General features: G+C 60.0%; 9 protein-coding genes. 3 read left to right on the top strand and 6 right to left on the bottom strand.

Annotated features, from left to right (window positions below; genetic code table 11):
- Positions 1 to 90 precede the first annotated feature (90 nt).
- Positions 91 to 1,707: a bifunctional phosphoribosylaminoimidazolecarboxamide formyltransferase/IMP cyclohydrolase gene (gene purH / locus IB244_RS03320; RefSeq protein ID WP_113469664.1), complete on the top strand. Its 1,617-nt coding sequence runs from the start codon at positions 91 to 93 to the stop codon at positions 1,705 to 1,707.
- A gap of 16 nt (positions 1,708 to 1,723) precedes the next feature.
- Here purH and IB244_RS03325 read toward each other — a convergent pair whose 3' ends face one another.
- Both IB244_RS03325 and IB244_RS03330 read right to left on the bottom strand, forming a co-directional pair.
- Complete coding sequence (locus IB244_RS03325) at positions 1,724 to 3,109, bottom strand: MFS transporter (protein ID WP_192241847.1); 1,386 nt, start codon at positions 3,107 to 3,109, stop codon at positions 1,724 to 1,726.
- A 30-nt stretch (positions 3,110 to 3,139) separates the two neighbouring features.
- Entirely contained in the window at positions 3,140 to 7,915 is a 4,776-nt protein-coding gene (locus tag IB244_RS03330) for an NAD-glutamate dehydrogenase (RefSeq protein ID WP_192303192.1), read from the bottom strand.
- 254 nt (positions 7,916 to 8,169) lie between these two features.
- Here IB244_RS03330 and pdxY point away from each other — a divergent pair, with 254 nt between their 5' ends.
- Both pdxY and IB244_RS03340 read left to right on the top strand, forming a co-directional pair.
- Entirely contained in the window at positions 8,170 to 9,045 is an 876-nt protein-coding gene (pdxY, locus tag IB244_RS03335; protein ID WP_018858930.1) for a pyridoxal kinase PdxY, read from the top strand.
- A gap of 62 nt (positions 9,046 to 9,107) precedes the next feature.
- Positions 9,108 to 9,749, top strand: a complete 642-nt coding sequence (locus tag IB244_RS03340) for a carbonic anhydrase (RefSeq protein WP_018858929.1) — start codon at positions 9,108 to 9,110, stop codon at positions 9,747 to 9,749.
- Between the two features lie 61 nt (positions 9,750 to 9,810).
- On the opposite strand, the gene IB244_RS03345 is transcribed toward IB244_RS03340, so the two are convergent.
- The 4 genes from IB244_RS03345 to IB244_RS03355 form a co-directional block, all read right to left on the bottom strand.
- Positions 9,811 to 10,629, bottom strand: a complete 819-nt coding sequence (locus tag IB244_RS03345) for a lytic transglycosylase domain-containing protein (RefSeq protein WP_018858928.1) — start codon at positions 10,627 to 10,629, stop codon at positions 9,811 to 9,813.
- Between the two features lie 170 nt (positions 10,630 to 10,799).
- On the bottom strand, positions 10,800 to 11,834 hold the full coding sequence (locus tag IB244_RS03350; protein WP_018858927.1) for an aspartate-semialdehyde dehydrogenase: 1,035 nt from the start codon (positions 11,832 to 11,834) through the stop codon (positions 10,800 to 10,802).
- 113 nt (positions 11,835 to 11,947) lie between these two features.
- Positions 11,948 to 12,199, bottom strand: a complete 252-nt coding sequence (locus IB244_RS31975; protein ID WP_312867208.1) for a hypothetical protein — start codon at positions 12,197 to 12,199, stop codon at positions 11,948 to 11,950.
- The gene (locus tag IB244_RS03355) at positions 12,189 to 13,409 is read right to left on the bottom strand and encodes an OpgC family protein (RefSeq protein ID WP_113469667.1); all 1,221 of its coding nucleotides are present in this window, start codon (positions 13,407 to 13,409) and stop codon (positions 12,189 to 12,191) included. Before IB244_RS03355 ends, IB244_RS31975 begins: the two co-directional genes overlap by 11 nt.
- Positions 13,410 to 13,436 lie beyond the last annotated feature (27 nt).

Consider the following 13,436-nt stretch of genomic DNA (forward strand, 5'->3'; position numbering starts at 1 on the left):
GTTTCCGCGGGCGCAAAGCTGTGCTAACGCGGCCCCATCATCCGCTTATCCCTCGCTGGATATCTCCTGAAGACCAAACGGAGAAGCCTCATGGCCGTTGTTTCCAAGAAAATCCCTGCACCCGACAAAGTCAGCATCAAGACCGCGTTGCTTTCCGTATCCGACAAGACCGGTATCGTCGAACTCGCGCGCGCGCTTGACGACAAGGGCATCCGCCTTCTCTCAACTGGTGGCACTCACAAGGCAATTGCAGCGGCCGGGCTCGCGGTGACCGACGTTTCCGATGTCACAGGTTTTCCGGAGATCATGGATGGTCGCGTCAAGACCTTGCATCCCAAAGTGCATGGCGGCCTGCTTGCTATCCGTGACGATGCTGATCATCAAGCGGCGATGAAGGCGCACGGTATCGAGGGCATCGACCTCGTGGTCATCAATCTTTATCCATTCGAGGATGTCCGTGCCGCCGGCGGCGACTATCCGACGACCGTCGAAAACATCGACATCGGCGGTCCTGCGATGATCCGCGCATCGGCCAAGAACCACGCTTACGTGACGATCCTGACCGATCCTGCGGACTATCCAGAACTGCTCGAGCAGCTTGCCTCGGACGCCGGACAGACCGCTTATGCGTTCCGCCAGCGGTTGGCCGCCAAAGCTTTCGCCCGGACCGCCGCTTACGACGCCATGATCTCCAACTGGTTTGCCGAGGTTCTTTCGATCGACACCCCGCGCCATCGCGTCATTGGCGGTGTGCTCAAGGAAGAGATGCGCTATGGCGAGAATCCGCACCAGAAGGCGGCGTTCTATGTTACGGGCGAGCGCCGCCCCGGCGTTGCCACGGCGTCACTGCTTCAGGGCAAGCAGCTCTCCTACAACAACATCAACGACACCGATGCGGCCTATGAACTCGTTGCCGAGTTCCTGCCGGAGAAGTCGGCGGCCTGCGCGATCATCAAGCACGCCAATCCCTGCGGCGTGGCGACGGGTTCCAACCTGCTCGACGCCTACAAGCGCGCGCTTGCCTGCGATTCCGTTTCTGCTTTCGGGGGAATCATCGCGCTCAACCAGACGCTTGACGCCCAAACCGCCGAGGAGATCATCAAGCTCTTTACCGAAGTCATCATCGCGCCCGACGTGACTGAAGAGGCGAAAGCCATCGTCGCGCGCAAGGCCAACCTCCGGCTTCTGACCGCAGGCGGCCTGCCGGATCCGCGGTCTTCGGGCCTGACGGCGAAAACCGTCTCAGGCGGCCTGCTTGTGCAGAGCCGCGACAACGGCATGGTCGAGGATCTGGAGCTGAAGGTTGTTACCAAGCGTGCACCGACCCAGCAGGAACTCGAAGACATGAAATTTGCCTTCAAGGTTGCCAAGCACGTCAAGTCGAACGCCGTGGTCTATGCGAAGGACGGCCAGACGGCTGGCATCGGCGCGGGCCAGATGAGCCGCGTCGATTCTGCGCGGATTGCTGGCCTGAAGGCCGAGGAAGCGGCCAGGGCGCTCGGTCTCGCAGAGCCGTTGACGCGCGGTTCGGCTGTTGCCTCGGAGGCATTCCTGCCCTTCGCCGATGGCTTGCTGTCGATGATCGCAGCCGGCGCGACGGCTGTTATCCAGCCGGGCGGATCGATGCGTGACCAGGAAGTGATCGACGCTGCTAACGAGCACAATGTCGCGATGGTCTTTACCGGTATGCGGCACTTCCGCCACTGACCTGTAGCCTCTGCCGTTACGCCCTGTCCGCGGGATAGGGCGTACGGACAAGCAGGATCAGTCCCGCCGCCAGGAAGAGCACCAAGGTTGCCATTCCAAGCCGCGACGAGCCAGTCGCGAAGGTCACGATGGAAAAAAACAGCGTTGCCATGAAGCTGGTGGCGCGCCCCGAAAGCGCATAAATGCCAAAATAGCGGCCGGCCTCGTTCAGGCTCACGCTTCGGGCGAGGTAGGAGCGCGACGACGCCTGCACCGGACCGAAGGCAAGGCCGACCAGCAGACCATAGGCAACATATGCCTTCTCCGCTGCCGTACCGAAGAGGCCGCCGGAATCTGCAGTTGGCAGCGCAAGCAAGCCAAAGAGCGTGTATCCCGGCCATGTCGACACGATGCCGATGGTGGCAAGCAACAGCATCGCCAGACTGATTACGATCGTCGATTTGGAGCCGATGCGCCGATCGACCCTGCCCGCAATGAAGCAGCCGAAGATCGCAACGACATTGAGTATGATCCCATAGATTCCGATCTCGACCGTTGCCCATCCAAACATACCGGCGGCAAAGGCACCACCGAGTATCAGCAGTCCGTTGACGCCGTCCTGATAGATCATGCGGGCGATCAGAAAACGAACGATGCCACGACGGCGCTTGAGCTCGCCAAGCGTGCTTTTCAGCTCCGTAAGGCCGGTGCGCACAGCGGCGCCAAACGAAAGGCCCTTGCTGACATCAGGCGTGAAAAAGAACATCGGAAGAATAAAGATCAGGTACCAGATGGCCGAGATCGGCCCGGTGATGCGGGCATCTTCGCCCTGGTGCGGATCGAGGCCGAACAAGGGCTCAAGACCAAGAATTGTCTTCCCTGATTGGGGGCTTCCCGCAAGCAGGACCACGACCGCGATCAGGACGATCATCCCCCCGAGGTAACCCAGGCCCCAGGCCGTATTCGACAGTTTGCCGACCTCTTCCTTGCCGACGAGCCGCGGCATCATGGAATCGTTGAAGACGATGGAGAACTCGGCGGCGACCGAAGCCAGGATCATGAATGTCATGGGGTAGATCAGAGGCGAACCGGGTGCGGCGAACCAGAGACCGAAGAGACTCGCAATCTTGATGACGGCGAAGAAGGCGATCCACGGCTTTCGCGCGCCGGACTGATCTGCGATCGACCCCAGGACAGGCGACAAGATGGCAATGATCACCGAGGAGATCGTCGCCATGTTGCTCCACATCGTCTGGGCCGATACCGGATCGTCTGTCAGACGCGACACGAAGTAAGGGCCGAAAATGAAGGTCGTCACAACAGTGAAGAACGGCTGAGCTGCCCAGTCGAAGAGCATCCAGCCCCAGATGCCCTTCTCCGATGCTCTAGCCGGCTGAGTTCCCGTCCAGTCGATGCGATTCACAGTCCGCTCCTGATTTCGAGCGGAACTGTCTCACCTCGCTCCGTCTCGCGCAAGGTCAGTCAACAGGCCTGCAGCCACGGTAATCCGGGCAAGGTTCGGATCGCCGCTGTCACTCAACCCCGACAATTCCTCGGCAATCCGGTTGATCCTGATGCGATCGCCGGCGTGCCAGGCCTGGACGGGAAGCTTGTCCTTCCCATGGTTTGCAAGCGCCGAAATCACGATATCGCGCCTCGCGCTTGCGATCTGGTCGATGCTGCGCGCCAACGCCAGATTTTCGTAGTGGTCGGCCGTGACGATGCGAGATCCGGCGGCGAGCAACCGTCCGATCCGGAATGTCTGGGAGACGGCGAAATAGCTTTCCGCAGCACGCGCCAGCGGCTCGCCCGTGCGTTCGGCGATCTGCATGATCTCGGGTACCAGCGCAAAGCCGAGTAGCCCCGAAATCTCGGCGGCCAGCTTATCCGGCACGCCAGCCTCGCGATACTCCTGCTGACGTGCCTCAAGCTCGGGCACTGTCTGGTTGGCGAATATCGGCTTGAGCTTCTTCAGGGCTGCCTGAAGCCTCTCAATAGTGGTGGCGATATCGCCCTTGGCCATCTGTGTCTTCAGAAGGAGGCGCGTCAGGACGGTGAAGGTGTGGCTGATCTCCTCGTAGATGCGGTTCTGCATCTGGCCGCCAATTCTGCCGTCCAACGCATCCGTGTCCGTCCAAAGGCGTCCGAGATCGAAGCCATCACGGGCAATGATTGCCGCCCGAACGACCTCCGGCGCGGATGCCGCCGTGGCATCCATCATGCTGACGGCGAAGCCGGGGCCGCCGCGGTTAATGGCTTCGTTGGCGAGCACCGTGGCAATGATCTCCCGTTTCAGACGATGGGCGTCGATATCGGACGCGTTCGTCTTGCGCATCTTCGCAGGGAAGTAATTGGAAAGCGTTGCGGCGAAATAGGGATCATCAGGCAAATCGCTGGCCGCCAAAGCGTCAAACAAGACGATCTTGGCATAGGAAAGCAGGACGCCGATCTCGGGTCTCGTCAGTGGCCTGCCTGCTGCATAGCGCTCGGCAAGGACGGTGTCGTCGGGTAGCGTCTCGACCTTCCGGTTCAACTGCTTGGCGCCTTCGAGCACCGTCATGAGCCGGGCAAGTTCCAGCCCGTTGGCTGTACCCTTACGCTCGGTCAGCGAAATCGCCAGAGACTGCAGATAGTTGTTCCGGAGCACAAGCTTGCCGACCTCGTCGGTCATTGACGACAGCAGCTGGTCGCGCTTCGCCCGTGTGAGACGGTTATCGTGCATTGCCGCGGCAAGAGCGATCTTGATGTTGACCTCGACGTCCGACGTGTTGACGCCGGCCGAATTGTCGATTGCGTCGGAATTGCAGCGCCCGCCTCTCAGGCCATAGGCGATACGTCCCTTCTGTGTGACGCCAAGATTCGCGCCCTCGCCGATCACCTTGGCGCGCACGTCTTCCGACGCGACACGAATAGGGTCATTGGCGCGATCGCCGACCTCGGCGTCTGTTTCAGACGGCGCTTTGACGTAGGTGCCGATACCGCCGAACCACAGCAAATCGACGGGGCTCTTCAGAATGGCCGTCATGATTTCGAAAGGCGTCGCAACGGCCTTGTCTATACCGATTGCGGCTACTGCCTCCGGCGTCAGCGTCACGGACTTCGCCGATCGCGAAATGACCATGCCGCCTTTCGAAAGGACCCCCTTGTCGAAATCCTGCCAGCTCGATCGGGCCAGATTGAAAAGCCGCCGGCGCTCGGTAAGCGTCTTTTCCATATTCGGGTCGGGGTCGATGAAAATATCACGATGGTCGAAAGCGGCGACCAGCCGGATTTTTGGCGACAGCAACATGCCGTTGCCGAACACATCGCCGGACATGTCGCCGACGCCCGCAACGGTGAACGGCGTGGTCTGGATGTCGATGTCCATTTCGCGGAAGTGGCGCTTCACGGTTTCCCAAGCACCACGGGCGGTGATGCCCATCTTCTTGTGATCGTAGCCAGCCGAGCCACCCGAGGCGAAGGCATCGTCCAGCCAGAAGCCGGCCTCCTGGGCGAGCGCGTTGGCGGTATCCGAGAATGTGGCCGTCCCCTTGTCGGCGGCCACGACAAAATAGGGATCGTCGCCGTCAAGCCTTACCGTGTCCTTCGGCGGCACGATATCGGCGCCACTGATGTTGTCGGTGATCGACAGCAGCGTGCGGATATAGGTTTTGTAGGCTTCGCGGCCGGCGTTGAAGATCTCGTCCCGGTTACCGCCGATCGGGAGCTTCTTCGGATAGAAGCCGCCCTTTGCGCCGACTGGCACGATGACGGCGTTCTTGACCTGCTGTGCCTTCACGAGCCCGAGGACTTCGGTGCGATAATCTTCCGCACGATCGGACCAACGCAAGCCACCGCGCGCCACCTTGCCGAACCGCAGGTGCACGCCTTCGACTTCGACACCATAGACGAACATCTCGCGGAATGGTCGGGGTTCCGGCAACCCGTCGACCAGATTGGGATCAAGCTTGAAGGCCAGCATCGCTTTCGGCGAGCCGTCCGGATTGCGCTGGAAGTAGTTGGTTCTCAGGGTTGCGTCCACGACGTTGACGTAGCGCCGCAGGATCCGATCGTCATCGAGGCTCGGCACGTCGGAGAGTGCTGCTTCGATCTTTTCGTGCTGTTCGCTTGCCTTCTTCATCCGCGCCTTGTCGGTGATCTTGGGATCAAGCGTGTCGTGGAACAGCCGAAAGATCATCGCCGCGATTGCCGGGTATTTATCGAGCGTCGTTGCAATATAGTCGAGCGAATAAGGGATGCCGGCCTGGCGCAGATAGCGTGCGTAGGCGCGAAGAACGCTGGTTTCGCGTGCGGTCAGGCCCGCCGAGACGATCAGCCGGTTGAAGGTGTCATTGTCAATCAGCCCGCCGAACGCTGCAAGGAAGGCTTCTTCCAAGGTTGCTCCGTGGCGGTGAAGGTCGATCTCGATACCGCCTCGGGCCTCGAGCTCCATGTCGTGCAGCACGACCAGCTTTTCCGAGCCGCCGGGTAGGGTGACATCAATATCGAATGTTCCTTCGCTGATGACATTAAAGCCGAGGTTTTCAAGCAATGGCACGCGGCGGGACAAAGCGAGCTGGCCGCCGGAATGGAAAATCTTCAGGCACAGCAGTTCGATCCCATCCTTTTCCCGCGTGTAGAACGCAATACGGATTGGTTCGCCAGCCGCGCAGGCGGCGATGTCCTCGAGATCATAGTAGGTCTCTTCCGGCGGGAAGAGATCCTGGAAGGCATGGCTTACCTGCAGGCGCGGCGCCTTCGGTCCGGCAAGCGCCTCGAAGCGGTCATCCCAGCGCGCGGTGATCGCGCGGATGGCCTCCTCCAGCTTTGCCTGTGGCACGCGTGGGGTTTTGCCTCCGGACCGACCGATGATGAAATGGACGCGCGCAACTCCGCCTTCGGGGAAGGCCGGGTAGTAGGCCGAGACACGGCCGTCATAGACGGTCTTCAGATAGGCTCCGATCTTCTCACGCACGATCGAATCGTACTCTTCGCGCGGCACATAGACGATCACGGAAACGAAACGATCGAAGTGATCGATGCGCGGCAGCGCCCGCACGCGCGGCCGATCGGCGAGATCATTGATCTGTTCGGCAAAGCTCGCCAGAAGCGTCGTATCGATCTGGAAGAGGTCGTCGCGCGGATAGGATTCCAGCGTGTTGTCCAGCATGCGGCCGGAGTGGCTCATGGGGTCAAAGCCGAAATGTTCCTTCACTCGTTCGATCTTGGAGCGGAGCAACGGGATATCGCTGGCGAGCGACGTGTAGGCAGTGGAGGTGAAGAGACCGACGATGCGCAACTCGCCGGTCACATTCCCGTTGGTATCGAAGCGCTTGACACCGACATAGTCCATATAGGCGCGGCGATGGACAATCGACTTGACGTTGGCCTTAGTGACGATCAGGAAATCCGGACCATCGAGGAATGCCAGAATTTCAGGCGTGGTCGTAACGGCGTCCCTGCCGGTGCGCAGAACGAGTACGTCTGGGTTGGAGAGAATGCCGAGACCGGTGCCCTTGTCGCGCTCAACCTTCGCGCTCGCGCCCTTTCCGGAATAGACATATTCGCGCATTCCGAGGAAGGTGAAGTTCGCGTCGCGCAGCCACGTCAGGAAGGCAAGCGCTTCATCCCTTTCCGCTTTCCGGCGGCTGGCATTGTAAGCGGAAAGCTCATCGATCACGGTTCCGAGCTTGTCCAGCATGGGCCTCCAGTCGGAAACCGTCACGCGCACCTGCTCGACCACCGTCTTTATCCGCTTGACGAGGTCTGCGGCCTGGGCTGTCGTTAGAGGGGCAAGATGCAGCTGGATATGGCTGACGCGATTGGCCGGCTCGCTCGGGAGATCGGCGGAGTAAAGTTCCGGCGCCTTGCCATCCTCCATCACCAGGATCGGATGCACGGCCATGTAGAGGTCGCGATAGCTGCTGGTAACTTCGCCCATTACCGATTCATACAGGAACGGCATGTTGTGGTCGGTGACCGTGAGAACGGATACGGCAACGCCGTCGGGCTCCACATCGGCGATGGTCTCGATGGTGATCCGTGCCGAATTGCTGCCCCAGGCCGCGAGCTCCTTGGCGGAATGGATGGCCGAAAGCGCCAGCATCTCCGGTGTGTAGCGTTCCAGGTCGTCGCCGCTGGCGCGACCGAACAGGAACTCGGGATTGAGGTAGGCTTCCCCCGTTGCCGTCGCGATCTTGGTCGCGCTCTCCAGTTGTTTTTCGCGCTTCGGATTGTTTCGGCCAGCCATCGCAGATACTCCTCATCTCCTCGATTTGGCGCAAGTTAGCAGAAGATTTGACGAAAGAATCTCTAAAAGACGGCATCCCGAGGCAGCTTTCATGCGTTTTTGGCCGCCGGGACGCAAATTTTCGAAAGATTTTTGGTTTGCCGTAAGTACGTGGAAATTCTTGAGGGGCGACGTTGGCATGCCTGCATGAAGGGCAGTTGACAGTGAAGCTGCAAAAAGGGGATCAACACTCATTGGAAGCCGAGTCGAGCATCATGTCGGAAAATGCCGCAGGAACTGTCATCGTTATCTCTAGCCACGTTGTGCGCGGCTCCGTCGGAAATCGTGCAGCGGTCTTTGCACTAGAGACGCTTGGTCACCAGGTCTGGGCGTTGCCGACGATCGTGCTTCCGTGGCATCCCGGTCACGGTCGGTCGACGCGGCTAACGTTCACCGAAAGCGATTTTGACGCGGCTATCGACGATCTCATTCGCGCGCCTTGGATCGGCGAGGTGAAGGCGGTTCTTTCCGGCTATTTCGGCAATGCCGCGCAGGCGCGCTCGGTTGCTCGGCTCGTGACGGCTTTGCGCGAGCACAAGCCGGACCTGCTCTATGTTTGCGATCCGGTCATGGGGGATCTGGGTGGTCTCTACGTACCACAGGCAACGGCGGAGGCGATCAGGGATCATCTGATACCACTGGCTTCGCTTGCGACGCCCAATCGATACGAACTGGCCTGGCTTGTAGGTGCCCCGCTGGAGGACAATACGGCGATTATGGACGCCGCCCTGTCGCTGGGGCCCTCCCGCATGCTGGTGACGTCAGCGGTGCCGATGATGGCCGGCGGCACAGGGAACCTCTATCTTTCGGGGCGTCATGCGCTGCTGGCGGAGCATCGCCTTATCGACAAGCCGCCGAATGGTCTCGGAGATCTACTTGCCGCGCTGTTTCTGTCGCGACTTCTTTCCGGCATGGAGGACGAGAAGGCGCTTCAGCTTGCAACGGCAAGCGTCTACGAGGTGCTTGCCCGCGCCGTAAAGCGGGGCAGCGATGAATTGACGCTGGCAAGCGACTCGTCGAGCCTGGCAACGCCGATGGCGATGGTCCAGATGCGGCGCTTGATGCATCCGGCGCAAAGGCGCAAAAGCTGACGACGCTTCCTATCTTGCAGTGCGATATTGATCTTGCCGGGCGCAAGCTGTAATCGAAGATCATGCAGCGTTTTCCAAACACCCTTCTCGACGGTTATCGCAACTTTATGAACGGGCGTTACACGGACGCCCGTGATCGCTATAAAGCGCTGGCCGAGCACGGCCAAAACCCAAGTACGCTGGTGGTCGCATGTTCGGATTCGCGCGCTGCGCCCGAGCTGATATTCGATGCCGGTCCCGGCGAACTGTTCGTCATCCGCAACGTGGCCAATATGGTGCCGCCCTACGAGCCGGACGGCCATTTCCATGCCACCTCGGCTGCGCTGGAATTCGCGGTTCAGGCCTTGAAGGTTACGGACATCGTGGTCATGGGTCACGGGCGCTGTGGGGGCATCAGGGCCGCTCTCGACCCAAGTGCCGAACCCCTTTCACCCGGTGACTTTATCGGACGCTGGATGTCGCTCGTGAAGCCTGCCGCAGAGCAGATCGGCGCCAACGATGTCATGACGCCTTCCGAGCGTCAGACCGCGCTCGAGCGCGTATCGATCCGCAACTCCATTGAGAATCTCAGGACCTTCCCGAACATCAAGGCATTGGAGGAGGAAGGCAAGATCGCGCTTCACGGTGCCTGGTTCGACATCTCGACCGGCGAACTCTGGGTGATGGATTCCGAAACTCGCGACTTCATTCGCCCGGACGTCTAAGCCCAAAACAAAAAAAGCGCCGAAGTTCGGTTCGGCGCTTTTGGCTTACGCTACGCTGTTCTCAATTTCCGTCTATCTGCTGTCCAATGTAGGCGATCGCCTGCTGGTAGACCGTCGCCGCGTTCCAGCCGGCGATGGCCGCGAAGTTGGGCTCGCCCGGCTGATAACCCGCACCGGCCTGCCAGCCATGGCCCTTCAGGAAGTTGGCAGTCGAGGCAAGCGCGTCAGCGCGAGAACCGACCATATCGACGCGGCCGTCGCCGTCGCCATCGGCGCCGAAGCGCACGACATTGCGCGGCAGGAACTGCGTCTGGCCGATTTCACCATGCGCTGCTCCACGCGCCTGCGTATTGAGATAACCCTCAGAGACCAGCTGCAGCGCGGCATAAAGCTGGTCGGTGAAATAGTCGGAGCGACGGCAGTCATAGGCGAGCGTGGAGACGGCCGACAGCGTATGCTGGTTGCCCATGTAGCTGCCGAATCCGGTTTCCATGCCCCAAATCGCGATCAACGGGCCGGCAGGAACACCGAAGCGACGCTCGATCGATGCAAAAAGAGCTGCATTGGAGCGCTTCATGCTCTTGCCGCGCGAGATGATCGCGGCACCACCGCGCTTCTGCATGAAGGCATCAAAGGAAAGCTTGAAGCTCTTCTGGCCGCGGTCGGCGGCAATGGTCGGCCTGTTGTAGGAGACGTTTGCGAAGGCGCGATCCAGAACCGAGGGGCTGACACCGTTTGCAACGGCTTCTTGCTTGAACTCGTCCACCCAGGCGTTGAAGCCGGCGCCGTTGTTGCCGCACTGGGCTGCCGTGGCGGCTGCAGGAACTGCGTGGAGCATGCAGGCGGCGGCAGCTGCCAGCAAAAATTTCGTCATGCGCATGGAGATATCCCGATCTGACTGGCCTTCAAACCGGGCCAGCGGCCCCGCTTTCGGCAATATTGTCACCGTCTTTGATTTGGCAAGCGCGGGAAGCCGAAACGACCAACCCGCGCCAAGAAAAGCCCTTACCTTATTTAGCCGGGCTTAACAAACCATAGTTAACAACTGGTTCAGGCTGCCTGCTTGCGCGGCTTCACAAGTCCGCGATTGACAAGCAACTCGGCGATCTGGATCGCGTTCAGAGCGGCACCCTTGCGGAGGTTGTCGGAAACCACCCACATATTCAGGCCGTTCTCGACCGTCGCGTCCTCGCGGATGCGCGAGATAAAGGTCGCGTCTTCGCCAGCGGATTCGTAAGGCGTGATGTAACCACCGTTCTCGTGCTTGTCGATGACGAGGCAGCCGGGAGCTTCGCGCAGAATGTCGCGTGCCTGATCGGCCGTGATCTCGCTTTCGAATTCGATGTTGACCGATTCAGAGTGGCCGATGAAGACTGGAACGCGAACTGCCGTGCAGGTCACCTTGATCTTCGGGTCGAGCATCTTCTTGGTCTCGGCGAGAACCTTCCACTCTTCCTTCGTGTAGCCGTCTTCCATGAAGACGTCGATGTGCGGGATGACGTTGAAGGCAATACGCTTCGTGAACTTCTTGTTCTCGATCGGATCCGCGACGAAGACGGCGCGCGTCTGGTTGAACAGCTCGTCCATACCGTCCTTGCCAGCGCCGGAAACGGACTGGTAGGTCGAAACGACGACGCGCTTGATCTTGGCGAAGTCGTGCAGCGGCTTGAGAGCGACGACAAGTTGCGCAGTCGAGCAGTTGGGATTTGCGATAATGTTGCGCTTGCTGAACTGGGTTACGGCGTCCGGGTTCACTTCCGGAACGATCAGCGGCACGTCTGCGTCGTAACGCCACGCCGAGGAGTTGTCGATGACAACGCAGCCCTGGGCGCCGATCTTGGGCGACCACTTCTTGGAAACTTCGCCGCCGGCCGACATCAGGCAGATGTCCGTGTCGGAGAAATCGTAATTCTCGAGGTTGGCGACCTTCAGCGTCTTGTCGCCGTAGGACACTTCGGTGCCCTGCGAGCGCGCGGACGCAAGCGCCACGACTTCATCGGCAGGAAAACCGCGCTCGGAGAGGATATTGAGCATTTCCCGGCCAACATTCCCGGTCGCTCCCGCAACTGCAACTTTAAAACCCATTTCTCAAGCTCTCTTTCTCTTCTCTCCTCTTGTCCGGTGAGGGGGAAAGCGCGCAAATATCGCGGCTTCCTTGTCCCCAGCCGGGCCGGGGAGAGAGCGGCAGGCCAGAGACGTCAGACGGTTTTCGTCGTCGTTTTGGCCTTGGTTTTGGAAGAAACCGGAACGGCAATATCCATCCCGGCACCTTGTGCCCGGTCATTGCATGCAGCAATTGCGTGTGCGTCGCGAACCATGGATATTCCTTTTCCGCCGTTGCTCTTAGAAGGTTTTCCACAGGAGTCAAGGTTTTTGCGACCAGATGCGGCGGCGTGGCGGCGGACTTGCGATCTTCCAGCAGCCTGATGCCACCGCCGTCTAGCGCCGATCCCGCGAGCGATCGATGCGGACAGGAACCGGCACCAGCGTTCGGTTGGGCAACCTGTTTCGGCCGCCTGTCTCGAGCTTGCGCTTACGCTCAAGATGGTAGGCGTAGGCAAACTGGATGGCGATGCCGATAACCACGAAGACCGGGCCGACGATCCGGTCGTGGTTGTTGATGTAGAGCACCACCTGGCCAACCATCGCCAGAATGGTGCCGGCGACAAAGATGTTCAGCGAGTGGCGGCCGAGAATGGTCAGCGGATTGTCTGCGGACCGGCGAAGCAGGCGCGAGATTGCCGGAATATTGATGACGAGATACGTCAGCGCCAGAACGTGCAACAGTCTTGGCAGGGACAGGAAAGTTTTGTCGAAACCGGTCAGCACCGGCGGCAGACCGAGCGCTGCCAACGCAGTCCCGAAGCTCCAGAGTTGACCGACCACCCAGGCGAAGGACAATGCGACGTAAGCGGCGGCAGCAGCAAAAAGGACCGGGTGCTGCGGCAGTTTGCCGCCGCGGCAGACATGCATCATACCGACGATGCCGATCGTGAAGAGGAACTGCCAGGACAGTGGATTGAGGAACCAATAGCCCTCGATCAGCATGTTATGGGGCGCAATCTCGTAGGTGCCTGCAAAGAGCCAAACGGTGCCGGAGACGGCCAAAGCGAGAAGAGGGCTTGCCGCGTTGAGCAGAAGGATGACTGGCACCATCAGCATCAAGGCCCCATACATCGGGAGGATGTTGTTGTAGCCGATCTGATGTCCCAGCAGCACGAGCGAGGGAATACCAGCCTTCAGATTGGTGAGGACGGCAAGAATGTTGATCTCGCACAGCAGGCCGGGGCGGTGGAAGACCCAGGCGCCCGTCAGGAACAAGGCAAGCGTCATGAACGTCGTTATCATGTGAGCCAGGTAAAGAGTGAACGCCCGCTTCGTGGCCTTCACTGCTGTCTGGAGCCACGCGCCTGGCTCAAACCGCGTGCCGTAGGCCAAGCCGACGGCAATGCCTGAAATCAGGACGAACGCCTCGGCGGCATCCGAGAAGCCGAAATTCTTGGTTGTAAAGTTCTCGAAAATCTGACCGGGAACATGATTGATGAAAATCGTGATGAGCGCGAGCCCGCGCAGAACGTCCAACCGCGTATCGCGTTTCGCCGGCGCTACCGTCACAGAACTCTGCTTGGCGCCGATCGGTGCCCCGCGCGCTATTGCCATGGAATTCTCCTGCTCTTCCGATATGCA

Source organism: Rhizobium sp. RHZ02 (assembly GCF_014851575.1).
Taxonomy (GTDB): Bacteria; Pseudomonadota; Alphaproteobacteria; order Rhizobiales; family Rhizobiaceae; genus Rhizobium; species Rhizobium altiplani.

Excerpts from the sequence above, each read along its gene's own strand:
- purH (WP_113469664.1), top strand. The coding sequence starts at position 91 with ATGGCCGTTGTTTCCAAGAAAATCCCTGCACCCGACAAAGTCAGCATC.
- IB244_RS03330 (WP_192303192.1), bottom strand. The coding sequence starts at position 7,915 with ATGGCTGGCCGAAACAATCCGAAGCGCGAAAAACAACTGGAGAGCGCG.
- pdxY (WP_018858930.1), top strand. The coding sequence starts at position 8,170 with ATGTCGGAAAATGCCGCAGGAACTGTCATCGTTATCTCTAGCCACGTT.
- IB244_RS03340 (WP_018858929.1), top strand. The coding sequence starts at position 9,108 with ATGCAGCGTTTTCCAAACACCCTTCTCGACGGTTATCGCAACTTTATG.
- IB244_RS03345 (WP_018858928.1), bottom strand. The coding sequence starts at position 10,629 with ATGCGCATGACGAAATTTTTGCTGGCAGCTGCCGCCGCCTGCATGCTC.
- IB244_RS03350 (WP_018858927.1), bottom strand. The coding sequence starts at position 11,834 with ATGGGTTTTAAAGTTGCAGTTGCGGGAGCGACCGGGAATGTTGGCCGG.
- IB244_RS03355 (WP_113469667.1), bottom strand. The coding sequence starts at position 13,409 with ATGGCAATAGCGCGCGGGGCACCGATCGGCGCCAAGCAGAGTTCTGTG.